This window comes from Acetobacterium sp. K1/6 (genome assembly GCF_034438075.1).
Classification (GTDB): Bacteria; Bacillota; Clostridia; order Eubacteriales; family Eubacteriaceae; genus Acetobacterium; species Acetobacterium carbinolicum.
The window spans coordinates 58379-83046 of sequence record NZ_JAXQGA010000010.1; the positions used below are offsets into that span (position 1 = coordinate 58379).

The window sequence follows — 24668 nt, forward strand, 5'->3', positions numbered from 1 at the left end:
TCTGATCGAATTAAGTCTTCATGACTTTCTTGTATATACTTGTATTTAATTAGTGCTATTTTCTCATAATCTCACTATTCTGTCAAGCGTTATTCTGCAACCATGGAAAATCATATTATTAGTCTATCAAATTTCAATCTCTTACCTATTCGAAGCTTTTTAAATTAGATTTCTAGTTTTGCCATCGACAAGCGCTTAAACTCACCCATCCAATCTCCCTTCCAATAGTAAATAGCCATACAGAGCGCTGTGGAAGCCCAGGTAATCGGGTAGGTCATGGCAATTCCCTGAATCCCCTGAACCGAGGCCATTAATAAAAATAACAGTACCGTCCTCAGCACACAAATATTGGTGAGAATAATAGCCATCGGCGGCACTGACTTTCCTGCCCCGCGAATGGTTCCTCCCAATACCTCCAGGATCAGGTAAATCCAATAAAAAGGAAAGGTAATGCTAATAATCTGCAGGCCATAATCCAACACGGAAGGATCACTATTAATCACCCCAAAGGCCTGCCTGCCAAAGAATAACACAAAGGTGCTCATCACCGCAGTAACGCCAATACCCATCATTAAACAGACCCTGGTGCCTTTTTTGACCCGGTCATAATTCTTTGCGCCAATATTCTGGCTGGTAAAGGTGGTTATCGCCTGACCGATAGCAAGAATCGGCAGATAAATTAGCAGTTCAACCTTAAAATATGCCGTGAACGCAGTAATAGCATCCACACCAAGACTATTAACATGGTATTGAACAAAGACATTGGACAAGGTAATGACCAGAGCTTGAAAGCCGGTGGGAACACCAATTTTAAGGATTTTGTAAAAATGTACTTTGGCTATTTTTATTTTTTTAAGTTCTAATTTATAGTCACGATCAACATGCATCAGGTAATGTAAAACCAGTAGTGCCGCAACCGTTTGTGAAAATAGGGTGGCATAAGCCGCGCCGACAACCCCAAATTTAAAGATCACGATAAACACCCCATCCATAATAACATTGACAATTCCGCCAAACAGTTGGATGTACATCGGTGTTTTTGAATTTCCCAGTGCTCTGATAATCCCAGAACCCATATTATAGGTGACCACCGAGATAATACTGATAAAATAAACCCGAATATAGGCTACCGCTAAACCCATAATCTCATCCGGGGTGTTAATTAGTTTAAGAAAATACGGTGCTCCGATCAAACCAATAAGCATAATAATAATGCCACAGATAAAACCCAGGCCAATGGCCGTATGAACCACACTTTTTAATTCTTTCTTATCACCGGTTCCAAAAACATAGGATGCCACGACACTGGAACCCACTGACATTCCTGAAAAAAAGCCCACCAGACAGGTTACAAACAAAGCGCTGGCACCAACAGCCGCCGCTGCTTCTTTTCCTAAAAAATTACCGACATAGATTAAATCAACGGTATTATAAAGTTGCTGAATAAAACTCGTTCCCAACAAAGGCAATGCGAAAAACAACAATTTTTTCCATATGACCCCTTCTGTTAAACTGTTATTTTTCATTTACTTTTTCTCCTCTATCTTTAACAAATCAATTCTTACTATCACTAAAAAAACTGCTTCTTAAAACCACTAAATAGTACCCTACAAGTTATCTTTAATCCTCGACAACCATGACAGAGGCGATTAGTTTTTTGGTATAAGCAGCCTTGGGATGATCAATGACATCACGCGTTTCTCCTATTTCAACCAGCTCCCCTTTGTATAAAACACCAGTACGATCACAGATACTGCTTACGAGTGCCAGATCATGAGAAATAAGAAGAATGGCCATATCCATTTTTTCTTTTAAGTGCACTAACAAATCAACAATCTGCGCTTGGGCTGACACATCCAGTGCGCTTGTCGCTTCATCACAAATTAACAGCTTTGGGTGAACGGCAATGGCCCTGGCAATGGCTGCGCGCTGACATTCACCCCCACTTAATTCATGGGGATAACGGCCGGCGTATTCTTCTTTCAAATCGACCATTTTAAACAGCGCTTCTAGATCCAGTTTATTCTGACTGCATCGTAAATTACAAAAGCTTTCTCTAATCGACTGTTCTATCCGCATTCGTCCATTAAAAGATGCCTTGGGATCCTGAAAAACCATTTGGACATCCTGGTATACTTTAAGTAGATCCTTCCCCTTCAGGTGTGTGATCTCCCGTCCACTTAGAAAAATCTCACCTTCATTGGGATTTTCCAGTCGGGTAATCAGTTTTGCTACCGAGCTTTTGCCGCTGCCACTTTCGCCAACAAAACCAAAAATTTCGCCCTGATTAATATAAAAACTGAGTTGCCTAAGTGCGCTTATTTCAAATTTTGCCTTTTTATAACACTTGCTTATATTTTTGAGCTCAAGAACCGGTTTTTTATTCATCTTTATTAAACTCCACAGCCATGCTGACAACTCGTCCAATGATTTTCGGCAACCTTAAACAAATCCTGATTTTTTGTTCTACACGCCTCACAGCCATGGATGCAACGACCGGCAAAACCACAGCCGCATTTAACTTCATTAAACGTCGGCGGTCGTCCTTTTAATCCCACCGGTCGTTTGCCATCCAGCCTGGGGATGGCTTCTAAGAGAGCTCGGGTATAGGGATGGCGATGATTTCTGATTACTTCTGCTTTTTCCCCATATTCAACTATCCGTCCGGCGTACATAACCGCAATTTTATCAGCCATTTTTGAAACAACCCCCATATTGTGGGTAATGATCACAATTGATGTGCCAAAGCGCTCCCGCAGCCCCATCATCTCATCCACTACCTGAGCTTGAATCGTTACATCCAGAGCACTGGTTGGTTCATCTGCCAACAAAAGTTTTGGCTCCATAATCATTGCCAGAGCAATGGCAATCCGCTGATTCATGCCCCCGCTTAATTCATAGGGATAACTGTTTAAAACGCGTTCGCCATCCTTTAGATTCAGTTTATCCAGAAGACTTAATATCCGTTCCCCAGCTTCTTTTTTATCGATTTTAACATGACTCTGCATGGTTTCAATGAATTGTTTTTTTATCCGTCTGAGCGGGTTTAGAGACGAACCGGGATTCTGAAAAATAACGCCCATCTGCGAACCGCGGAAGGCTCTTTTTTCCTCATTGGATAAATTTCTCATATCCTTTCCCTGAAAATAAATATTTCCCTGTTGAATAGTCACACCCGTATCGGATAATTGCATAATGGCTTTTAAGAGCGTACTTTTGCCGCTGCCGCTTTCTCCGACGATGCCAAGGATTTCACCTTTTTCTACCGAAAACTCGGCATTTTTAATGATCTCTATCTTGCCATAGCCAACATCAAGATTCTTTACTTCCAAAAGACTGTTCATCCTGATTCCTCTCGTTTTTTGGTATCCTTATCTTTTGTCCGGACATTAAAACATCTGCGCTCGAATTCGTTTATGAGACACTAATCCGAGCACAGTCAAACCTCCTGGATTGCTTTTTTAGTTCATATCCATTTCCGCATTCATCTGATAATAATCGGTTGGATGTGGTTTTAAACCGGTAATATTGGCATCCATATACATTGCCATATTGACAAAACCAATATTGTCAAAAGCAAACTCATCTAAAGCCTTTTGTTGCACCTCGATGGCCAATTGAGCCCGCTTATCACTGTCGAATTCAGCTTTTAATTCGGTTAACAATTGATCTGTCTCAGCATTGTAGTAATGTCCAAAATTCGTCACACCAGCGGTTCCCAATGTACCACTTAAGAACGCCTGCGGATCGCCTACAGCGGTAGTTACAATACTGTAAATGCCAATATCAAATTCACCGGCTTTAAAAAAGTCCGAATTATCATGAACCGTTACTTCTCCCCCGATGCCAATGGCTTTTAGTTCCGACTGAAGCTCGGTCACAATGGCTTCATTTTTTAATCGTTTATAGGTAACAATGCTCACGCTTAGCGGTTTTCCGTCTTTTTCAACAATCCCATCACCATCGGTGTCAATATAACCGGCCGCACTAAGTACTTTTTTTGCTTCTTCCACGTTAAAGATTGCTCCTTTTAAATGGCTGCCGCCGTAGGCCAGATCGTTTGGAAACGCTCCCACTGCCGGTGTAATTGATCCATCAAAAAGGAAATCTGCCATGCCCTCTTTATCAATGGCCATCGATATCGCTTGACGCACAGCCTGATCGGCTACCGTCTGAAGATTGTAATACAAGAAATAAGCCCGGGAGGTTGATACTTCTTCAATTTTAAAATCGTTATTTGATTCAAAGGTTTCCCGACTGTCGGAGGTTAAATTCATTGCCACATCAACCTCTCCTGATTGAAGGGCCATCGCCATCGTATCCGTATCCGTTACAAATTTGACCTGAACCGTATCAATTTTTGGTGTGCCATCCCAATAATTTTTGTTCGCCGTTAAATCGATCGTCGTTTTTTCAACGAAATCTGCGACCACATAGGGACCGGTTCCAATCGGTGCCTTATCAAGATCTGCGGTTTTATCCAGATCAATAATCGACGTATAAGGATCACACAATTCATTAATCAGGGTAGGAAACGGACTGGCCGTTGTGATTGTTATAACATTGCCCGCCACAACATAAGCGGCTTCGCCAAATGCAGCGGCTCGTTTATTGGTACTGCCAACCCGTTTTAAGTTGTTTACAACCATCTCGGCGGTTAACGGGTCGCCGTTAGAAAAGGTGACCTTATCCTTAATGGTAATTTTCCAGGTATTGGTATCCACATTTTCATAAGACTCCGCCAACCACGGCTCTGGTACCAGCTCCATGTCCAATTTAAAGAGGGTCTCTGAAATAGCATAACGGACAGTAAACCAACCCTGCCAATCGACAGCCGGATCAAGCGAGCTCACCGCCTGTGTCTCACCCCAAACCAGATGTTTTTCTCCCGAGCTTCCGGTTTCACTGTTTCCACACCCTGCTAAAACAGCAACCATTAATATCAATGACAACAACATGATCAATACTTTTCTTTTCATATTCACTCCTTTTTATTTTTATTTAAAACCAGTAGCTGGTTTTAGATCGTTTGTTGTTTGGGTTCTAATAAATCCCGAACTGTATCACCGAGAAGATTAAAAATCATCACCGCTACCAACATAACTACCCCTGGGTAGAGAATAATCCAAGGGGCCGTCTGCATCAGACTACGGCCTTCATTGATCATTGAGCCCCACTCGGCCTGGGGAATCTGCACGCCGATTCCTAGAAAGGACAATCCGGCGATGCCCATCATCATTCCACCAATTTGCAGGGTTGCCGTAACAATTAAGGGTCCTGAAATATTCGGTAACATATGCCGCCACATGATCCGGGAATGACTGTTTCCGGAAATCCTGGCGGCTTGAATATAAACCTCAGACTTTACTACCATGACACTGCCCCGGGCTAATCGTGCATACTGGGTCCAGCCGGTCACCGCCAGGGCAATCATGGCATTGATCAGACCACCACCTAAAATACCCGCTACCGCAATGGCCAGAATCATATCCGGAAAAGCCAACAATATATCAACCACACCCATCAGTGCCCGGTCAACCTTTCCGCCATAATATCCGCAAACCACCCCATAGGCCGTTCCAAAGATAAAGGTCCCCATTACTAATGCCAGGGAAGCAAAGATGGAAACCTTGGCACCCATTAACACTCTTGAAAAAACACATCGGCCATAACTATCGGTACCAAAAGGATATTCTGACGAGGGCGGTTGCTTCGCCAATTTTAAATCGGTTAAATTTGGATCATGGGGACACAGCCAGGGTGCTACTAGACTTAAAACGATTAGAATCAGGACAACACCGAAAAGAAAATACAAACGTTTGTGAACGGCATCCATTGGCAGTTTTATTTTTTTCATTTTAGGTTTCCCACCCTTCTTTAACCCGCGGATCTAAAAGATGATAGGATAAATCGGTTAATAAATTAACCACAACATAGATAATTGCCATCCACACCACAAAGCCCTGAATCACGGGATAATCGCGGGCGCCAATGGCATCAACGACCATTTTTCCCAACCCCCGCCAGACAAAGATGGTTTCCACCACTGCTGCGCCGCCTAAAAGCGACCCAATCGATAGACCAATCAGGGTTACTACCGTGATCATTGAATTTCTTAATACATTTTTATACAGGATAACATTTTCCTGAATCCCCCGGGAGCGGGCTCCCATCACGTAATCTTTATTTAGTTCTTCCAGAACGGCAGCGCGAATCTGACGAATATATTTTGAAATCATCACCGTCGATAGTGCAATGGTGGGCAAAATCAAGCCTCGAATCGATCCTGTTGCTAACACTGGCAACCAGTTTAATTGCATGGCAAAAACATAAATCAGAACCAATGCCAGAAAAAAGTTGGGAATTGAGGTGCCCACAAAGGTAAAAAAACGAATGCTATAATCAACCCATTGATTTTGCCGGATAGCTGCTAAAATCCCCAGCGGAATGGCAATTAAAAGCGTTAAGAGCATCGAACTGACGGCCAGAATAATGGTTGAGGGCATTGCCGTTACTATTTTTTGACTAACTGGTACATTATCAACATAAGAGACCCCCATATCACCTGTTAAAAGATTTAAAAGCCAGCTCAGGTATTGTTCCAGAAAGGGTTTGTTTAATCCCATCTCTTCTCTTGTTTCATCAAGGATCTCCTGGCTGACTGCGGTTCCCTGAGCTGAGAGTTTCATTTCAGCGGGGTCACTAGGCGCAAGATACATTAATGCAAAGGTGATAAAACTAACACCAAGCAGTATTGGAATTAACTGCACGAACCGCTTCCTAATATATTTTCCCACGCATTCACTCCTTGATTTTTATTTTGTTAGTATATTCTAACTCTATACATCATGTCAATTGATTTTTCCTTGAGCCCATAAAAAAACTCACTATCCATAAAAGACAGTGAGTTTGTATTTTTCACAGCACAAAATCATCCTCTATCTTCCGTAGAGTATTAAGACAATAAACAGGCAGGTCTTCTGGCTCAAGTTTCAATACATCACATCCTGCCTATTTGTGGCATTTCTGGTGTGACTTTTCTCTTACAGCGGCGGGACCGCGTGGGATTTACACCCAACTTCCCTTTTCACCAGCTTATCAATTTTTAATGACAGCTGACACCTGGTTAATATTTAATTATTTTTGGGTAATATATATCAGAACAAAACAAATGTCAAGACTCTGTTTTAACTTACACCTCTGCTGTCATTCTGAAAAGCTAGGTAAACAACTAAAATTTTTGTAAAAAAAACCACGAAAATTAATAAACTTAACCTTCATGGCCTTTCTATTGATCTTAAATCAATATTTGTTATCCTCTAGTTTTTAGATCCAACCTAAATAAATTATACGTTAAATTATTATTAATTGTCAATTCTATTTTTTTAATATCTCAATCAACTGGTCAATGGTACTTTGTAAATTAATCCCGGTTAAAAAAGCGCGGCCATTAATCACCGGAATATCAATGTCCCCTTCCAGTTGACAGGTACAGACAATCGCATCGGGATGTAATTCTTGATACTTTTTAAAGGCATCTACCGCTTTGGCTTGAACAGTTTGACAGGCAATCCCATTTTCCAGCGCAATCTGTTCAATCTTTTTGGCAACTACAGTCGAGGTTGCCAGGGCAGTTCCACACGCAACTAAAACAAGTTTCATCGTTAATTCCCTCTTTCAATAATTAGAATTTTAGAATTTATCCCTTGATGATTTTTTTGAACTGTCCTAAATTTTCTTTCATATCGCCTTTAAATAAGCAGGATCCGGAAACAATGACATTGGCCCCAGCTTCCACTACTTCTTTTAGGGTGTTAAAATTAATTCCCCCATCAACCTGAAGATCAATATTTCGATTACCAATCATTTGGCGACAGGCGCTTATTTTTTCGGTGCTTTCTGGAATATAGCTTTGTCCGCCAAAACCGGGATAGACACACATAATCAGGATCATGCTAATGTGATCAAGATACGGCTTTATCACCTCCAGAGAAGTATCCGGAGAAACCACCAGTCCGGGTCTGACTCCTTTTTTTACAATGGCGTCAATACAGTCCTTAATCTCCCCATCCGACTCCACATGAACGGTAATGATATCCGCTCCGGCATCAGCAAACCGATCGATATATTTTAGCGGCTCGCTAATCATGAGGTGAACATCAAAGGGGATCTTTATGGTCTTTCGCAGGCTCGCCACCTGATCCGGACCGATGGTAATATTGGGCACAAAATGTCCATCCATAATATCCACATGGAGATAATCGGCGCCATTTTTTTCAACTTCTTTTAGATCCCGTTCCAGATTAGAAAAATCTGCACTGAGCATCGAGGGTGCTATTTTAATATTCATTGATATCTACTTTCCTTTTGAAATGCTGTAACCGGATTATAAAAAGGTCTTAATAAGATTGTAAATGATTTGCGGCTCTTTTGCATCTTTTATTTTTTGTAACATTTTTTCATTTTGAATAATGGTAATGATCGTCTGTAAGATCTTTAGTTGTTTTTCAGGATTATTAATGGCCAGTAAAAAAATTATCTGGACCGAAATACTTTCCCTGGGATTCCCCATGCCAGCAAAAACAATGGTGTTTTTTAACGTCACAATGGAGATACTTTCTTTTAATACATATTTCGCTTCAGTATGGGGCAACGCCACCCCTATTTTTGTGGGTAAGCCGGTCGGAAAGGTTCTTTCTCTTTCCACGACCGCTTCAACAAAATCTTCAGTAACACACCCCTGCGAAAGCAGCGGTGTGGCTGCTAACGCAATGGCATCAAACTGATCCTTGACCGTACAATTGACTTGAATGCGATCGATATGGATTAACGAGTCCATTATTGTTTTTCAGTGGTATCAACGAGTGTCATCTGATTTTCGCCGTCATCGTCGTCGAGATCATCCACTGGATCCTCCTTATAAACTTTAGAAATGGTGGCAATGGATTCTTCCGGTTTTAATTTCATCAGACGAACACCCTGGGTATTGCGGCCAACGGCGGTAATATCATTACCGCCAAGCTTAATGACAACGCCCTGATTATTGATCATCATAATTTCGCCATCCCGGCTGATCACGCAGAAACCAACCAATTGACCGGTTTTTTTGGTGACTTTATAGGTTTGCACCCCTTTGCCGCCACGTTTTTGGGGACGATACAGATCAGAGGCACTGAGTTTACCATAGCCATTTTCACTGACGCAAAGGACGAAGAGTTCTTTTTTAACAATATCCATCCCAACAACCACATCATCTGCCCGCAGATCAATCCCCCGGACACCAATTGATGTTCGGCTGATCGGTCTTACTTCTTCGGAGCTAAAGCGGATTGCATAACCACATTGGGTTCCCATGACAATTTCTTCATCCTGAACAACCAACCGGACATTGATCAGCTCATCACCTTCTCTTAAATTAATGGCGATAATACCATTTTTACGGGAGGTATCATACTCGGTTAAATCGGTTTTCTTGATAATTCCCTGTTTAGTTGCCATAATCAGGCATTTATCGGCGGTGAATTCTTTGACCGGAATCATGGTTGCAATCTGTTCCCCTGCTTCGAGTGGCAACAGATTGACAATCGCCGTTCCTCTGGCCGTACGTCCACCTTCGGGAATTTCAAAGGCTTTTAAGCGATAGACCTTACCCAGATTAGTAAAGAACATCAAATAGTGATGGGTGGTGGTGGTAAAGAGGTGTTCAACAAAGTCATTTTCGCGGGTGCTAAGTGCAGTAATGCCTTTGCCACCCCGTTTTTGTGACCGGTAATTATCAGCGGTAATGCGCTTCACATAACCAATATGGGTCATCGTGATGACGACTTCTTCTTCTTCGATTAAATCTTCAATTTCAAAGTCTTCGACATCAATATCAAAGTTCGTGCGACGTTTGTCGCCATATTTTTCTTTAATTTCGATTAATTCTTCTTTGATAATATTAAGAACCAGTTGACCATCACCTAAAATTGCTTTTAATTTGGCAATGGTGATCATCAGTTCTTTGTATTCTTCTTCGATCTTTTCCCGTTCCAGACCGGTTAAACGCTGGAGTCGCATGTCCAGAATCGCCTGGGCCTGAATTTCTGAGAGGCTAAACCGTAAAACTAACTGTTCCTTGGCGACTTTGCCATCGGCAGCCGCCCGGATTAATTTAATGACTTCATCAATATGATCCAGAGCAATTTTTAAACCTTCTAAAATATGGGCTCTGGCTTCCGCTTTTTTAAGATCAAAAATGGTTCGTCTGGTAATAATTTCTTTTTGATGTTCAATATAGTGAAAAAGAATTTCTTTTAAATTAAGCACCTTGGGTTCATTATTGACTAAAGCCAGCATGATCACCCCAAAGGTTTCCTGGAGCTGGGTATGCTTATATAACTGATTTAAAATAATCGTTTCGTTGGCATCCCGTTTTAAATCAATGATGATCGACATTCCTTTTTTCAGGTCGGACTCATCTCTTAAATCCGAGATTCCTTCAATTTTTTTCTCTTTTACCAGCTCAGCAATTTTTTCAACCAGCTTGGATTTATTAACCATGTAGGGGATTTCAGTGATAACAATCTGCTTCTTCCCTTTTTTGGTGGTGACCACATCAACCTTACCACGAACCTTAATTCGTCCTCGGCCGGTACGATAGGCACTTTTAATGCCAGATTTACCTAAGACAATACCAGCGGTTGGGAAATCTGGTCCTTTGACATGCTTCATCAACTCATCAATGGTAATCTCCGGATCATCAATAAAGGCGATGGTACCATCAATGATTTCGCCCAGATTATGGGGCGGAATATTGGTGGCCATCCCGACGGCAATCCCGGAGGACCCATTTACTAAAAGATTAGGATATTTTGATGGCAAAACCGATGGTTCAGTTTCTGACTCATCAAAGTTAGGAACAAAGTCGACGGTTTCTTTATTAATATCCCGTAGCAGCTCAGCGGCTATTTTGCCCATCTTTGCTTCGGTATAACGCATCGCTGCGGCGCTGTCGCCATCGACTGAACCAAAGTTACCCTGACCATTAACAATCAGATAACGAATCGACCATTCCTGAGCCATTCGCACCATCGCATCATAAACCGATGAATCGCCATGAGGGTGGTACTTACCTAAAACATCCCCGACGATACGGGCTGACTTACGAAAGGTTTTATCCGGAGTTAAGCCCAGTTGGCTCATGGCATAAATAATCCGGCGATGAACCGGTTTTAAGCCATCCCGAACATCCGGTAAGGCTCGACCTATGATGACACTCATGGCATAGTCAATATAGGAAGTTTTCATTTCTTCTTCAATATTAATCGATTTTATCCGATCAAATTCAATTATTTCTTGCATTTAACGTTACTCCTTCTTGACTAGATGTCCAAATTCTTAACTTTTTTAGCATTCCGTTCGATGAACTCTTTACGCGGTTGAACCTTGTCGCCCATCAGAATGGTGAAGATTTCATCGGCATAGGAGGCTTCCTCAATATTAACCTGAAGCAAGGTTCTAACGCCAGGATCCATGGTCGTTTCCCAGAGTTGATGGGCATCCATTTCCCCAAGACCTTTGTATCGCTGCAGACTGATGCGGGAACGATCATCCACACCTTCTAATTTTTTCTCCAGATCCCGATCGGTATAGGCATAATCAACCTGTTTTCCCCGGGTGATTTTATAAAGTGGGGGCTGCGCAATATAGACATATCCGGCTTCGATCAGACCTGGCATATAGCGGTAAAAGAAGGTGAGTAATAAAGTCCTGATGTGGGCACCATCGACATCGGCATCGGTCATAATAATAATCTTATGATAACGGGCTTTTTCGACATTAAATTCTTCTCCGACCCCGGTACCAAAGGCAATAATCATCGATTTTAAGGAGTCGGTGGTTAAAATCCGATCCAAGCGGGCTTTCTCAACATTTAAAATCTTACCACGCAGAGGTAGAATCGCCTGGGTTTTGGAGTCACGGCCCGATTTGGCCGAACCACCCGCCGAGTCCCCTTCGACGATATAAATTTCTGACAGAGCAGGATCTTTTTCCCGGCAGTCCGCTAGTTTTCCGGGTAGTGCAGTGGAATCTAAGGCACTTTTTCGGCGTGTAAATTCACGGGCTTTTTTAGCGGCTTCACGGGCTCTGGCGGCCGATAAGGTTTTTTCAATAATGTTTTTAGCGATACTGGGATTTTCTTCCATTAAGGCTGATAGTTGATCACCGACAATGGTTTCAACAATTCCCTTCACTTCGGTGTTTCCCAGTTTTGATTTCGTTTGACCTTCAAACTGGGGATCGAGCAGCTTGATACTGACAATCGCCGTTAAACCTTCGCGCGCATCTTCACCGGTCAGATTCTTATCATTCCCCTTTAAAAAGCCATTTTTACGGGCATAGGTATTAACCGTTCGGGTCAGGGCACTCTTAAATCCATTAAGATGAGTTCCCCCTTCCGGGGTATTGATGTTATTGGCATAGGAAAAAATATTCTCCGAATAACCGGTGGTATATTGAAAGGCGATTTCCAGAGCATAATCGTCCTGTTCTTTTTCAAAATAAGTAATCTTATCATACAGCGGATCTTTATTGCGGTTCATGTACTCCACATAAGAATGAATCCCGCCGGTGTAATGATAGGTTTCTTTCTTTTTAGGTGATTCTTTTTCATTCGTCAGATTAATTGAAACCCCCTTGTTAAGGAAAGCCAGTTCTCTTAAACGATGCTCAAGGATATCAAAATCATAGTCCGTTTCTTCAAAAATGTCTTTATCGGGTTTAAAATAAATGGTCGTACCAGTGCGGTTGGTGGTACCGGTGACGGTCAAGTCACAGGTTGGCTTGCCTTTTTCATAGCTTTGAAAAAAGATCTGGCCCTTTTGTTTGACTTCAACGGTTAATTTTTCGGATAAAGCGTTAACTACTGAGACCCCAACCCCATGAAGACCGCCGGATACCTTATAGCCACCGCCACCAAATTTACCACCGGCATGAAGAACCGTTAAGGCCAATTCAACCCCGGTTTTTCCCTGGGCATGGTTCATCCCGGTGGGAATCCCCCGACCATCATCGACAACGGTAATCGAGTCGTCCTGATGAATGGTGACACTGATGTTTTTACAATAGCCGGCCAGGGCTTCATCAATACTATTATCCACCACCTCATAAACTAAATGGTGTAAACCCCGGGACCCGGTGCTGCCGATATACATCCCCGGTCTTTTTTGAACAGCTTCCAATCCTTCAAGGACCTGGATCTGATCAGCGGTATAATTATCTACTTTATTTTCTGGCATAGTTTCCTCCTGATTTTCATGGTTCATTAATGATTACCTTCCCCTTTACAATCTCAATGACGTGTCGGTTTTCTTTAAAACTTTCGCCATCGTTTAAGATATCTTCTGTACAGGTGATAAAGGATTGGGTTTTATTTAAAAGCGAGAGAATGCTTTTTCGGCGATGCTCATCCAATTCAGAAAAGATATCGTCTAAAAGGACCACCGGATATTCGCCGGTGTTGTCATAGTATATCTCTATTTGGGATAATTTTAGTGAAATCGCGGCGGAACGCTGCTGACCCTGGGATCCATAGCGTCTGGCATCCTTCCCATTAATTTGAATGATCATGTCGTCCACATGGGGTCCATAAATGGTTGCGCCCCGTGAAATTTCTTCCTCCCGGCTGGATTCTAAACGTTTTTTGTATAAACTTTTTATTTCGTTCAGTTCTTCTAGCGAATCGATAATATTATTCAGATAGGATAATGAAAGCGTTTCTTTTCCAAGACTGAGTATTTGATGCAGATTATTTGCTTCCCGGTTAAGCCGATGCAGATACCGAATCCGGTGATTCATCAGCCGAACCCCGGTTTGAATAAGCTGTTCATCCCAAACATCCAGAGTTGTAATCAGACTGGGTTCGTAATGAATATTTTTAAGCAGGGAATTTCTCTGATTCAGTATTTTTTCATAATCTCTTAAAATATAATGATACTCCGGCCGAAAGCCCGATATTTCCTGATTTAAAAACCGCCGTCTTTTATCAGGTCCTTCTTTGACTATTTTCAAATCATCCGGTTCAAAAAGGATGGTATTAAAAATCCCATTGATCTTATCTCTTTTTTTTACCTTTCCATCCAACAAAAACTGCCGTTTTCCCTGATAACTTTTAGCCGAAAGGGTATGTTTGACGCCATCGCTAAACACCTGGGCGGCCATAAAAAAATCATCATGATCCCATTGGGCAAGTTCTGCCACATTTGAAGCACGATGACTGTAACCTCGGGATAAAAAAAACATAGCTTCAATAAGATTTGTTTTTCCCTGGGCATTTTCGCCCATGATAATATTAATTCCTTTTTGAGGTGTGATGGATTCATTTTCATAATTACGATAATGAATGAGTTTTAACTCTTCGATAAACATGGTTTCCCGATCCCTTTAACTTGCAGGGTATCATAATCCTTGATTTCCACCAGATCACCATCTCTTATTTTTTTATTTCGCTGGGTACACAACTCCCCGTTCACATAAATTAAACCATCTAAAATCATCAATTTTACATCGCTGCCATTTCCGACAATGCCGGCATATTTGATGAGCTGATCAATTTTTATGAACTCTGTGTTAATTTCAACTATTTGCATATTTTTCCCCGCTCATTATATTTTTGGCAAAAATGAAAGAGAATTGCACGAATCCCCTTTATTTATGCCAAAATTGATTAAATTTTCATATATTTATCTTCTAACCTAAGTATTATAACATAAAAAATAAAAATAGTCTAAAAAATCAACACATCATTTCTATAATTATGATTTTTTAAACTATTTTTAATTCGATTTAAATCCCTTTTTAAATTACGATCTTAACCATAAATTTTTAATTTTCTTCGGCAATTCGCACCGGAAGGATTAAATAAATAAATTCATTACCTTCGATAGGAAGCAAAACCCCCGGTCCAACCGAAGTTGTCATATCAATCATCAGTTCTTCCTCTTCAATTACCCGTAAGGCTTCGATTAAAAATTTGGAGTTAAAGGCTATTTTTATAGATTCGCCATGGTTCTCAATCGGGATCACTTCAAAAACATCCCCAATTTCCGCATTGGAGGTTAAAATCAGCTGGTCCTGATTAAAATCCATTTTGATTAAGTTATTTTTTCCTTCGCGGGCTAACAGTGCCGCCCGTTCACTGCTTTCTAACAGCAACCGCCGATTGACCTTAACCTGAGTGGCTTTTTCGCCAGGGATGATCTGTTTATAATTAATAAAATCCCCTTCCAGTAGTCGGGAGGTGAACTGAATCGTGTCCATTTCAAAAAAGATTTGATTTTTTGAAAATTTAACGACCACATCACCCGTGTAACTGGCCAACACCTTGTTAATTTCAGATAATGATTTGGACGGAATAATGACGCTAAGATCCTCTGTCACCGGAGTTTTAATGGTGCCGGTTCGAAGTGCTAAGCGATACCCATCAAGGGCGATTAAATTGATCACATCATCATGAAGTTCTATTTTTACGCCGGTCAAAACGGGGATATTTTCATTTGTAGCTACTGAAAATAAGGTTCCCTTAATCAGTTCTTTCAAAACAGCGGCTTCAATGGTAAAGATATGGTCGTCAATAACTTCCGGAAAGTCCGGAAATTCTTCATCCGATAATCCTTTTAAGGTAAAACTGGATAATAAGCACTCGATTTTAATCTGATGATGTGCATCCGTTTCAAAGAAAATATCCGAACCAGACATTTTACGAATCAGGTCGCCAATGATATTAGCGGTTAACACAATCTCGCCGCTACTTTCAACTTCAGCTGGAATGGTTACTTCCACACCAATTTCTAAATCAGTACTTCTTAATAATAATTTATTATCAGCAGCAATAAAAAGAATTCCCTCTAATATTTTCATCGTTGTTTTTGATGAAACTGCTTTTTGAGCAATCGATAATGCAGCCATTAAACTTTCTTTTGAACAATTGAATTTCATAAAAATCGCTCCTTTTTAAAATTTGAAAACCCCTTTTATATATAAATATATAGATTAAAGTAATAGTAATAGTAGTAGGGGGTGTGGACAGTGTTGATAACTCGGCAAATGCGTCATTGATACAAAAAACCGAAAAAAAACCAGGGGATAAATTGTGGATAACTATCTTACTACTCAGACAAAGCGTGTGGGTTATTAATTGCCGTTAATTTCCCGCTCAATTCGGACGATGAGATTTTTAAAATCAGTATTGGTTGTCATTTCTTCCGCAATTTTTGAACAGGCATGGATTACGGTTGAATGATCCCGGCCGCCAAACTCTTCACCAATCCGGGGCAATGATAAATCAGTGATTTCCCGGGTAATATACATGGCAACCTGTCGGGGCAGGGAAATAGAGCGGGTTCTTTTTTTAGAATTCATGTCTTCAACAGTAATATTGAAGTATTTGGCTGTCACTTCTTTAATATATTCACTGGTAATCACAATATCTTCTTTTTTTCTAAAAATATCTTTTAGGGCATTTTTAGCTGATTCCAGATTAATGGGAACCTTATGCAGTTTAGAATAAGCAAAGACAGTGGTTAAAGCGCCTTCAAGTTCCCGGATATTAGAATGGATACTATCAGCGATAAAACTGAGTACTTCGTTTGGTATCTCATCGCTGAAAGAGGCGGCTTTTTTTCTGATAATGGCAATCCGGGTTTCAAAATTGGGGGCGTAAATATCGGTGATTAAACCGCTTTCAAAGCGGGAGCGAAGCCGTTCTTCAAGAGTTGGTATCTCTTTGGGCGGGCGATCACTACTGATGACAATCTGTTTATTTTCCTGGTGCAAGGTATTAAAGGTATGAAAAAATTCTTCCTGAGTACCTTCTTTTTTGGCTAAAAATTGGATATCATCAATTAAAAGGATATCCGCGCTTCGGTATTTGTTGCGAAACGAAATATTGGTCTTATTTTGAATGGCATCGATAAAGTCATTGGTAAATTTCTCACAAGAAACATAAACAACCTTTTTTTGCGGCGCATAAGATAAAATATAATGGCCAATTGCTTGCATCAGGTGAGTTTTTCCCAGACCAACACCGCCGTAGATAAAAAGCGGGTTGTAACGTTCGGATGGTGCTTCAGAAACAGCAACACAGGCGGCATGGGCGAAGCGGTTATTTTCACCAATAACGAAACTATCAAAGGTGTACTTGGGATTCATCGAATTATTTTGATAGTTTGATATTTTGTCATCCACATTAGTGAGCGATATCTGCGGTGAAGCATCATTTTGGGAGATCATTGCATCTTCTTCTTTTAAAACAATTTTGACCTGACCGGTTTTTCCGGTCACCTCGGCCAGAGCATTGGTGATTAAAGGAATATGCCGACTTTCCAAGATTCCTTTTTCGAATTCATTTTCCGATAAAAAATAATAAGTATTATTGACATAGTTTATGGGCTTTATTTTTAAGAACCAGGTGTTAAAACTGGTCGGACTAATATCCGGTTTAATAATTTCAAGTGCGGCATCCCATATTTTTTTAAAGGAAGTGTCCATTAAATGAACCTCCAATTTCTAATAAATTTAAGTCGTGTCGTTGTGGATAATAGTTTAACTTATGCACAGAGAATCTATTTTAATGTGAATAGGCAAATAAATCAAGCAAATTATAAGAAACATTGTTGATAACTTAAAAAAGTTTTACCAATAAAAAAGATAGGAATGAATGGAAAGTTCAGAAATATCGACAAGTTATCCCCAATTAATCCACAAAACATTGGTATTTGTGGATTAATTGACTAAATTTAAAGAACTTATCCACAATTTGGTTGATGAACCTAGTATAACAAATTGTGGTGAGTCATTCAATATAATTAAAATAAACATAAACCTTGCTAAAAACCTTTAGATTTGATAATATGACTTGACATAAAATAAGTGAGATTATATAATTCTAGGGTAAAAGTCTTATTAGCTTATAAACAAATGAATATAAAGGTTTAGTCAGGGGGTGTCGAAATGAAGAGAACTTATCAACCAAAAGTTAGACAACGAAAAAAAGAACATGGTTTCAGAAAAAGAATGTCTGCAAAAAGCGGTCGGCTTATTTTAAAGAAGAGAAGACAAAAAGGAAGAGAAAAATTATCAGCATAATCCTTTGTAGACCGTTTATCAAAAGCGGTCTTTTGTTTAATAAAAATTAGGAGAATTCCTTTGGTGAAAATAAAGTCCCTGAGCAAGGAAAATGAATTTAAACGTGTTTTTAAAATTGGGGATGTCTTCGGAAATAAAATCTTTGTGATTTACTTTCTAAAAAACGAAGCGCAGACCAATCGTTTAGGGATAATTGTCAGTAAAAAGGTTTCTAAAAAAGCTGTAATTAGAAATAAGGTAAAAAGACGAATAAAAGAGGCATATCGTCATAATGAAGATTCTTTTAAAATGGGGTATGATATTATTCTAATTGCTAAGGAATCCATTAAAGAAGTGCCGTACAGTAGTTTGGAAAAGTCGTTAAAACATTTGTTTTATAAGAAGAATCTCATGAGGCCATAGGATGTTAAAAAAATTCCTGGTGTTAATTGTTAGAGGATATCAGAAATTTATTTCACCTCTTTTAGGAAATAATTGTCGTTTTAGTCCCACTTGTTCAGAGTATTTTATTTTAGCCGTTGAAAAATACGGTGTGTTAAGGGGAACCTATTTGGGTGGAAAACGCATTCTCAGATGCCATCCTTTTAATCCTGGGGGATATGACCCCCTTCCTTAGAATGATTAGGGAGAAAAACTTAAGGAGTTAATGAATGGAGTTTTTATACCAGATCTTTGGTTGGCTGCTACTTCAAATTTACAATTTAGTTGGAAATTATGGACTAGCAATTATACTATTTACAATATTAATTAAGGTATTATTATTACCGCTTAATATTAAACAAACTAAATCCATGAAGGATATGCAACGCCTTCAGCCGGAGTTACAAAAGCTTAACAAAAAGTATAAAAATAATAAAGAAAAATTAAATGAAGAAACCTTAAAGTTGTACAAAACCTTTAAAGTAAACCCGGCAGGCGGCTGTTTACCGCTGTTACTCCAATTTCCAATTTTAATTGGTTTATATGGCACATTAAGAGCACCTGATGTTTGGGTATTTCCAAATGGGATCATTGAAACAATTGATATGTCTTTTTTATGGATGCAAAGTTTAAGCGTGCCGGATCCAATTTATGTATTGCCAATTTTAGCGGCAGTATTTACCTTTGTCACACAGAAGTTTACAATGGCAGCATCACCAAATACTAATCCGGATGATCCTAATGCTAAAACACAAAAAATCATGCTCTATGCGATGCCATTGATGATTGGTTATATTTCGATATCGATGCCGGCAGGGGTAGCACTTTATTGGGTGGTCCAGAACATCTTTACTTTTGTTCAGCAATTTATTATGATGCAAATTCCAGAACCGGATATTTCCATTGAAGAAGCGGAGCGTCGGGTTCGTGAAGCGGAAGAAGAACGGAAAGCTGAATTAGCAGCTAAACGGGCTGCCGCTAATCCTAATACCTCTAAAAGCAGTAAAAAAGAGCAGAGTGACGAGCCGAAAAAACCGTTAACACGGCCAGCGTCAAATAAAAAAATACAAAGTTCAAAATCCTATCAGCCACCTGATGTACAGCGAAAAAAACCATCAGTAGAAATTCCCGAGCGCGACGCAGTTCAGGAAGAAGCTTATCAAAAAGCCAAACAACGTAATGATAACAAGTAAAATGATGACAAAAAGCTAAGGAGAGGGAAAATGAATAAGACAGTAACGGGTACTGGTAAAACCGTAGAAGATGCTATTAACCATGGTTTGCAACAACTTGGTGTAACAAAAGAACAAGTTGAAACAAAAGTATTGCAAGTACCGGACAGTGGATTAATGAAGCTTTTTGGGAAAAAAGAAGCCATCGTTGAGGTAGCACTGATAAATAATCCCGAACAACGGGCCCTGGATTTTTTAAATGATGTTCTTAATGCCATGAAAATTCATTGTAAAATCCATACCCGTCTCGAGGATAAAGTATTATTCATTGATCTGGAAGGTAATGATATGGGCGTCTTAATTGGGCGTCGTGGTCAAACGCTGGATTCTCTCCAGTATTTAGTTAGTTTAGTCATCAATCGACAGCATGAAGAATATGTTCGGGTGATTCTGGATACCGAAAACTACCGGGCTAAGCGGGAAAAGACACTGGAAGATCTGGGTGAGAAAATGGCTAATAAAGCAGTATATTATCATAAAAAAATGCTGCTAGAACCGATGAATCCTTCAGAACGACGTGTCATCCATGCAAAACTTCAAAATCACGATAAGGTATTTACCTTTAGTGAAGGCGAAGAACCCTATCGCCGGGTTGTTATCCAATTAAAAGACAAAAATTAAGGATCTAAAGAACGTTTAGAAATAATCAGGCACTTTGCAAGTTAGCTTAAGAGTTAATTGTGAAGTGCTTTTTTAATACTTGTTATCCTTTGGCTTTTATTATATTATAATAGATTAGGAAACGATTATTAAGACAGGAGAAAAAAGTGGAAGTCTTATTTCAAAGTGAAGATACCATTGCAGCGGTTGCTACCGGTATGGGTGGTGCTGGTATTGGTATTATTAGAATCAGCGGAGCCCAGGCCGTGGCACTTGGCAATGAGCTATTTGTCAATCCCCGGGGAAAAACCCTGGCAGCGGCTAAAAGTCATGAATTAGTTTACGGACGAATTGTCGATCCAGAAACAAAAAAAGATATTGATGAGGTGCTCATTTCAAAAATGAAAGCACCCCACTCCTATACGGCCGAAGATGTGGTAGAAATTAATTGTCATGGGGGAATTGTCCCGATGCGCAAAATATTAAAACTGGTCATTGCTTCTGGCGCACGGTTGGCAGAACCCGGGGAATTTACCAAGCGGGCTTTTATAAATGGACGAATGGATCTGACTCAGGCCGAAGCTGTTATTGATATCATCAATGCTAAAACCGAAAAAAGTCTGGAGTATTCGGTGGCCCAATTAGAAGGACGGCTCGCGCAAAAATTAGAAGCGCTGGATGCAACCTTGGTTGAGATTCTATCTCATATGGAAGTTAACATTGATTATCCTGAATACGATATTGAAGAAATCTCCTATGATTTTGTGAGTAACCAGATCCGATTGCTGTTAACCAAGATAAAAGAAATCCTGATGGTGGCAGAAACGGGGAAAATTTATCGTGAAGGTATCACCACCGCGATTCTGGGCGAGCCTAATGTCGGAAAATCATCCTTATTAAATACCTTATTAATGGAAAACAAAGCGATCGTCACCGACATACCGGGAACAACCCGGGATACCATTGAAGAATATATTAATATTGAAGGGGTTCCCTTTAAAATTATCGATACTGCCGGGATCAGAGAAACGAATAATCTGGTCGAAAAAATCGGGGTGGAAAAATCCAAAGCCCTTTTAAACCAAACGAATCTGGTGATCTTTATGCGCGATATCTCAAAGGAAATGTCCGCCGGCGAAAAGGAATTAATCGAGTTACTTAAAAACCGCAAAACCATTTATATTGCCAACAAGACCGATACCATCACCGAAACCGCGCTCGAGATACCAGCGCCCTGGATTCCAATGTCGCTACTGGAAGAACAGGGGATCAAAACGCTGCGCCAGAAAATGCTGGATATGGTTTTTGAAGGAAGTGTCAATCAGGATGCCGATTACCTGATTAGCAATACCCGGCACATTCAATTGTTGGAAACAACTAAAAATAGTCTGGAAAATGCCATCACAACAATGGCCAGTCAAATGCCTCTGGAACTCGTCAGTATTGACGTCATGGAGGCCTTAGAGGCGCTTCGGGGAATTACCGGCAAGGCTGTTGGGATGGATATTATCGATCAGATTTTTAAAAATTTTTGCATTGGAAAGTAGAGGAAGTAGTATGACATATCCAGGAGGAGATTACGACATTGTCGTCATTGGTGCTGGCCACGCGGGTGTTGAAGCAGCACTTGCTAGTGCCCGAATTGGACAAAAAACCCTGTTACTCACGATCAATCTGGATTCAGTAGCGATGATGCCCTGCAATCCGTCCATTGGCGGCACCGGAAAAGGACATCTGGTTAGAGAGATCGATGCCCTTGGCGGCGAAATGGGTAAGACCATTGATGCAACGATGATTCAGTGCAAGATGTTAAATACTGCCAAAGGCCCGGCTGTTCATTCGCTGCGGGCGCAGGCCGATAAAAAAGCCTACCAGTTCCGGATGAAAGAAGTGATTGAGAACCAGGTGAACCTACTTTTAAAACAACAGGAAGCGACTGAGATTATTGTAAAAGACGGGAAGATTACCGGTGTGATGGTTAATACCGGAGCCATTTACAACGCTCGGGCAGTAATTATCTGTAGCGGAACCTATTTAAAGGGACGCATTATCATTGGCGATGTAAAGTATGATAGTGGACCCAACGGATTATTTCCAGCCATGTATTTATCGGACAGCCTCGAAAAAAATGGTATCGCGCTGCAGCGCTTTAAAACGGGTACGCCAGCCCGGGTCGATGCGAAAACCCTGGATTACACCAAAATGATTATCCAGGAGGGGGATGCTCACATTGTTCCTTTTTCTTTTGAAACGGAAAAAATTGAAATTGATCAGGTACCCTGTTACCTGACCTATACTAACGCAGAAACCCATGATATTATCAATGCCAATATTGAACGATCACCACTGTATACTGGTGACGTGGTGGGTATTGGTCCCCGTTATTGCCCTTCCATTGAAACCAAGGTGATGCGCTTTCACGATAAAGAGCGGCATCAGATTTTTATGGAGCCGGAAGGTCTTAACACCAACGAGATCTACGTTCAGGGAATGTCGTCCTGTTTGCCGGAAGAGGTTCAAATTGCCCTATACCGAACGGTGCCGGGAATGGAAGAGGTAGAGTTTATGCGTTCGGCTTATGCCATTGAATATGACTGTATTCATCCGACTCGATTAAAGGCCTCTCTGGAGTCCAAGGAGGTAACGGGGTTATTTTTTGCCGGCCAGATTAATGGCACCTCCGGTTACGAAGAAGCGGCTGCTCAGGGGCTGATTGCTGGCATTAACGCGTCACTCTATTTACGGGGTGAACAACCAGTGATTATTGATCGATCTGAAGGCTACATCGGGGTGCTAATCGATGATATTATAACAAAAGGGATTGACGAACCCTATCGAATGATGACATCCCGGGCTGAATATCGATTATTGTTAAGGCAGGATAACGCTGATCTGCGGCTAACCGAGATCGGCTATCGGGTGGGGTTGATTGCCGAAGCCCGTTATCAAAGATTTCTGGAGAAAAAGGAACAAATAAAACAGGAGATCGTGCGCTTAAGTCAGGTTGTTGTTAAGCCTAATCAGGAAAACAACGCGATGCTTAAATCTTTTAGCAGCTCAGAGATTGAGCATGGTTTACCAATCGGGGAGCTACTCAGGCGACCGGAAATTAAATACCTGCAAACGGAGGTCTTTGATCCAGAACGACCAGCCCTTCACTGGAGCGTGGTGGAACAGGTTGAGGTACAGATTAAATATGAAGGCTATATCAAAAAACAATTACTGCAGGTGGAGCAATTTAAAAAGCTCGAACACAAATTGATTCCCCAGGCGCTTGATTACGCAAAAATAGGGGGACTCCGGATTGAGGCGGCCGAAAAGCTTCAGGAAATAAAACCATTGTCGATCGGTCAGGCATCTCGAATTTCTGGTGTGTCACCAGCGGATATTTCGGTTTTATTAATCGCCCTGGAGCAACGCCGAAGAAATTCAGATAAAGAGGGAACAGATCATGAATAATCGTATCGAGAAATTAATTAATCTGGGCAAAGAGGTTGAAATTACCATTAACGAAAAACAGGGAGAAAAGCTGATCGCTTATATGGATCAGCTTCTGGAAAAAAACAAACACATCAATTTGACTCGGATAACTGATGAAGATGAGTTCATTAAGCTTCATTTACTTGATTCCCTGACCTTGCTTAAGCTAATCAAAGATCCTCAGGCGAGCATCCTTGATGTAGGAACCGGCGGCGGCTTTCCCGGAATCCCTTTGGCGATATTATTAGCGGACGCCCAGATTACCCTGATGGATTCCACTAAAAAGAAGCTCAATGTGGTTTCTTCCATTGCCATGGAGTTAGGTATAAAAAACGTACAAGTCCTTCATGGCAGGGCGGAAGAATTGGGGCAGGACAGTAACTATCGTGAAAAGTATGGGGTTGTCACATCTAGGGCAGTTGCCAACCTGACCCTGCTTTCTGAATATTGTTTACCACTGACAAAGGTCGGCGGACAGTTTTTATCGATGAAAGGGCGCGACTACCAGGAAGAGTTGGAGGCGGCCAGAAAGTCAATTGCCGTTTTAGGTGGAAAAATAGTTGAAATCGAAAAAGGTTTATTACTGCAAAGCGATTATGTTCATGTTATAATGAATGTTGAAAAAATTAAATCAACACCCGATCTTTTTCCGCGAATGAATGGTAAGATTAAAAAGGAAGCCTTTCCCGTTTAAATCAAAATTGCAAGAAGAAATAAAGGCTTTTATGATACTATTTGATCGGGTTTTTAAGCGATGTTTCACGTGAAACATCGCTTAAACATGAAATATACAGAGGATTAGTTTTTCTC

23 protein-coding genes and 1 riboswitch are annotated in these 24668 nt (G+C 40.7%); of the genes, 8 read left to right on the forward strand and 15 right to left on the reverse strand.

Translation table 11 applies throughout. The features are described from left to right. Positions 1-164: 164 nt before the first annotated feature. From U2P91_RS10560 to dnaA, 15 genes are all read right to left on the reverse strand, one after another. Positions 165-1526 (reverse strand): MATE family efflux transporter, encoded by a 1362-nt coding sequence (locus U2P91_RS10560; RefSeq protein ID WP_111888542.1) that lies wholly within the window; start codon positions 1524-1526, stop codon positions 165-167. 94 nt (positions 1527-1620) lie between these two features. Then, positions 1621-2388 carry an ABC transporter ATP-binding protein gene (locus tag U2P91_RS10565; protein ID WP_322519603.1) on the reverse strand — a complete coding sequence of 256 codons (768 nt, stop codon included), beginning with the start codon at positions 2386-2388 and terminating at the stop codon, positions 1621-1623. A gap of 5 nt (positions 2389-2393) precedes the next feature. After that, positions 2394-3344, reverse strand: coding sequence for an ABC transporter ATP-binding protein (locus U2P91_RS10570; RefSeq protein ID WP_111888544.1), 951 nt, complete (start codon positions 3342-3344; stop codon positions 2394-2396). Between the two features lie 117 nt (positions 3345-3461). Beyond that, positions 3462-4979: an ABC transporter substrate-binding protein gene (locus U2P91_RS10575; RefSeq protein ID WP_111888545.1), complete on the reverse strand. Its 1518-nt coding sequence runs from the start codon at positions 4977-4979 to the stop codon at positions 3462-3464. A gap of 41 nt (positions 4980-5020) precedes the next feature. Then, entirely contained in the window at positions 5021-5857 is an 837-nt protein-coding gene (gene nikC / locus U2P91_RS10580; RefSeq protein WP_111888546.1) for a nickel transporter permease, read from the reverse strand. A gap of 1 nt (position 5858) precedes the next feature. Further along, a complete protein-coding gene (nikB, locus tag U2P91_RS10585; protein WP_322519604.1) occupies positions 5859-6797 on the reverse strand; it encodes a nickel ABC transporter permease in 939 nt (312 codons plus the stop codon). A gap of 155 nt (positions 6798-6952) precedes the next feature. Continuing rightward, positions 6953-7141, reverse strand: a riboswitch (cobalamin riboswitch). A gap of 236 nt (positions 7142-7377) precedes the next feature. Beyond that, positions 7378-7662: a PTS sugar transporter subunit IIB gene (locus U2P91_RS10590; protein ID WP_111888548.1), complete on the reverse strand. Its 285-nt coding sequence runs from the start codon at positions 7660-7662 to the stop codon at positions 7378-7380. Between the two features lie 37 nt (positions 7663-7699). Next, entirely contained in the window at positions 7700-8350 is a 651-nt protein-coding gene (gene rpe, locus U2P91_RS10595) for a ribulose-phosphate 3-epimerase (RefSeq protein ID WP_111888549.1), read from the reverse strand. Between the two features lie 36 nt (positions 8351-8386). Next, positions 8387-8839, reverse strand: a complete 453-nt coding sequence (locus U2P91_RS10600) for a PTS sugar transporter subunit IIA (RefSeq protein ID WP_322519605.1) — start codon at positions 8837-8839, stop codon at positions 8387-8389. Then, positions 8839-11343, reverse strand: coding sequence for a DNA gyrase subunit A (gene gyrA, locus U2P91_RS10605; RefSeq protein ID WP_111888551.1), 2505 nt, complete (start codon positions 11341-11343; stop codon positions 8839-8841). The genes U2P91_RS10600 and gyrA overlap by 1 nt, the downstream gene beginning before the upstream one ends. Positions 11344-11363: 20 nt before the next feature. Beyond that, positions 11364-13280 carry a DNA topoisomerase (ATP-hydrolyzing) subunit B gene (gene gyrB / locus U2P91_RS10610; RefSeq protein WP_111888552.1) on the reverse strand — a complete coding sequence of 639 codons (1917 nt, stop codon included), beginning with the start codon at positions 13278-13280 and terminating at the stop codon, positions 11364-11366. Positions 13281-13296: 16 nt separating this feature from the next. Then, complete coding sequence (gene recF, locus U2P91_RS10615) at positions 13297-14409, reverse strand: DNA replication/repair protein RecF (protein ID WP_111888553.1); 1113 nt, start codon at positions 14407-14409, stop codon at positions 13297-13299. Then, a complete protein-coding gene (locus tag U2P91_RS10620; protein ID WP_111888554.1) occupies positions 14391-14630 on the reverse strand; it encodes an RNA-binding S4 domain-containing protein in 240 nt (79 codons plus the stop codon). Before U2P91_RS10620 ends, recF begins: the two co-directional genes overlap by 19 nt. 235 nt (positions 14631-14865) lie before the next feature. After that, a complete protein-coding gene (dnaN, locus tag U2P91_RS10625) occupies positions 14866-15978 on the reverse strand; it encodes a DNA polymerase III subunit beta (RefSeq protein ID WP_111888555.1) in 1113 nt (370 codons plus the stop codon). Between the two features lie 195 nt (positions 15979-16173). Next, entirely contained in the window at positions 16174-17529 is a 1356-nt protein-coding gene (dnaA, locus tag U2P91_RS10630; RefSeq protein WP_111888556.1) for a chromosomal replication initiator protein DnaA, read from the reverse strand. Positions 17530-17991: 462 nt separating this feature from the next. On the opposite strand from dnaA, the gene rpmH reads away from it, so the two are divergent. The 8 genes from rpmH to rsmG all read left to right on the forward strand — a co-directional run bounded on the left by rpmH (position 17992) and on the right by rsmG (position 24552). Beyond that, positions 17992-18126, forward strand: coding sequence for a 50S ribosomal protein L34 (gene rpmH, locus U2P91_RS10635; RefSeq protein ID WP_041669680.1), 135 nt, complete (start codon positions 17992-17994; stop codon positions 18124-18126). 63 nt (positions 18127-18189) lie between these two features. Further along, on the forward strand, positions 18190-18528 hold the full coding sequence (gene rnpA, locus U2P91_RS10640) for a ribonuclease P protein component (RefSeq protein ID WP_111889764.1): 339 nt from the start codon (positions 18190-18192) through the stop codon (positions 18526-18528). A gap of 1 nt (position 18529) precedes the next feature. Beyond that, positions 18530-18742, forward strand: coding sequence for a membrane protein insertion efficiency factor YidD (yidD, locus tag U2P91_RS10645; protein WP_111888557.1), 213 nt, complete (start codon positions 18530-18532; stop codon positions 18740-18742). 34 nt (positions 18743-18776) lie between these two features. Continuing rightward, the gene (locus U2P91_RS10650) at positions 18777-19739 is read left to right on the forward strand and encodes a YidC/Oxa1 family membrane protein insertase (RefSeq protein WP_111888558.1); all 963 of its coding nucleotides are present in this window, start codon (positions 18777-18779) and stop codon (positions 19737-19739) included. 30 nt (positions 19740-19769) lie between these two features. After that, a complete protein-coding gene (gene jag, locus U2P91_RS10655; protein ID WP_111888559.1) occupies positions 19770-20399 on the forward strand; it encodes an RNA-binding cell elongation regulator Jag/EloR in 630 nt (209 codons plus the stop codon). A gap of 146 nt (positions 20400-20545) precedes the next feature. Next, positions 20546-21925, forward strand: coding sequence for a tRNA uridine-5-carboxymethylaminomethyl(34) synthesis GTPase MnmE (mnmE, locus tag U2P91_RS10660; RefSeq protein ID WP_111888560.1), 1380 nt, complete (start codon positions 20546-20548; stop codon positions 21923-21925). 10 nt (positions 21926-21935) lie between these two features. Then, the gene (mnmG, locus tag U2P91_RS10665) at positions 21936-23837 is read left to right on the forward strand and encodes a tRNA uridine-5-carboxymethylaminomethyl(34) synthesis enzyme MnmG (protein WP_111888561.1); all 1902 of its coding nucleotides are present in this window, start codon (positions 21936-21938) and stop codon (positions 23835-23837) included. Continuing rightward, complete coding sequence (rsmG, locus tag U2P91_RS10670; RefSeq protein WP_111888562.1) at positions 23830-24552, forward strand: 16S rRNA (guanine(527)-N(7))-methyltransferase RsmG; 723 nt, start codon at positions 23830-23832, stop codon at positions 24550-24552. Before mnmG ends, rsmG begins: the two co-directional genes overlap by 8 nt. Positions 24553-24668: the final 116 nt, after the last annotated feature.

Bases quoted from the DNA above. Each gene is read 5' to 3' on its own strand.
- U2P91_RS10560 (WP_111888542.1), bottom strand. From the start codon at position 1,526: ATGAAAAATAACAGTTTAACAGAAGGGGTCATATGGAAAAAATTGTTG.
- U2P91_RS10565 (WP_322519603.1), bottom strand. From the start codon at position 2,388: ATGAATAAAAAACCGGTTCTTGAGCTCAAAAATATAAGCAAGTGTTAT.
- U2P91_RS10570 (WP_111888544.1), bottom strand. From the start codon at position 3,344: ATGAACAGTCTTTTGGAAGTAAAGAATCTTGATGTTGGCTATGGCAAG.
- U2P91_RS10575 (WP_111888545.1), bottom strand. From the start codon at position 4,979: ATGAAAAGAAAAGTATTGATCATGTTGTTGTCATTGATATTAATGGTT.
- nikC (WP_111888546.1), bottom strand. From the start codon at position 5,857: ATGAAAAAAATAAAACTGCCAATGGATGCCGTTCACAAACGTTTGTAT.
- U2P91_RS10590 (WP_111888548.1), bottom strand. From the start codon at position 7,662: ATGAAACTTGTTTTAGTTGCGTGTGGAACTGCCCTGGCAACCTCGACT.
- rpe (WP_111888549.1), bottom strand. From the start codon at position 8,350: ATGAATATTAAAATAGCACCCTCGATGCTCAGTGCAGATTTTTCTAAT.
- U2P91_RS10600 (WP_322519605.1), bottom strand. From the start codon at position 8,839: ATGGACTCGTTAATCCATATCGATCGCATTCAAGTCAATTGTACGGTC.
- gyrA (WP_111888551.1), bottom strand. From the start codon at position 11,343: ATGCAAGAAATAATTGAATTTGATCGGATAAAATCGATTAATATTGAA.
- gyrB (WP_111888552.1), bottom strand. From the start codon at position 13,280: ATGCCAGAAAATAAAGTAGATAATTATACCGCTGATCAGATCCAGGTC.
- recF (WP_111888553.1), bottom strand. From the start codon at position 14,409: ATGTTTATCGAAGAGTTAAAACTCATTCATTATCGTAATTATGAAAAT.
- U2P91_RS10620 (WP_111888554.1), bottom strand. From the start codon at position 14,630: ATGCAAATAGTTGAAATTAACACAGAGTTCATAAAAATTGATCAGCTC.
- dnaN (WP_111888555.1), bottom strand. From the start codon at position 15,978: ATGAAATTCAATTGTTCAAAAGAAAGTTTAATGGCTGCATTATCGATT.
- dnaA (WP_111888556.1), bottom strand. From the start codon at position 17,529: ATGGACACTTCCTTTAAAAAAATATGGGATGCCGCACTTGAAATTATT.
- rpmH (WP_041669680.1), top strand. From the start codon at position 17,992: ATGAAGAGAACTTATCAACCAAAAGTTAGACAACGAAAAAAAGAACAT.
- yidD (WP_111888557.1), top strand. From the start codon at position 18,530: ATGTTAAAAAAATTCCTGGTGTTAATTGTTAGAGGATATCAGAAATTT.
- U2P91_RS10650 (WP_111888558.1), top strand. From the start codon at position 18,777: ATGGAGTTTTTATACCAGATCTTTGGTTGGCTGCTACTTCAAATTTAC.
- jag (WP_111888559.1), top strand. From the start codon at position 19,770: ATGAATAAGACAGTAACGGGTACTGGTAAAACCGTAGAAGATGCTATT.
- mnmG (WP_111888561.1), top strand. From the start codon at position 21,936: ATGACATATCCAGGAGGAGATTACGACATTGTCGTCATTGGTGCTGGC.
- rsmG (WP_111888562.1), top strand. From the start codon at position 23,830: ATGAATAATCGTATCGAGAAATTAATTAATCTGGGCAAAGAGGTTGAA.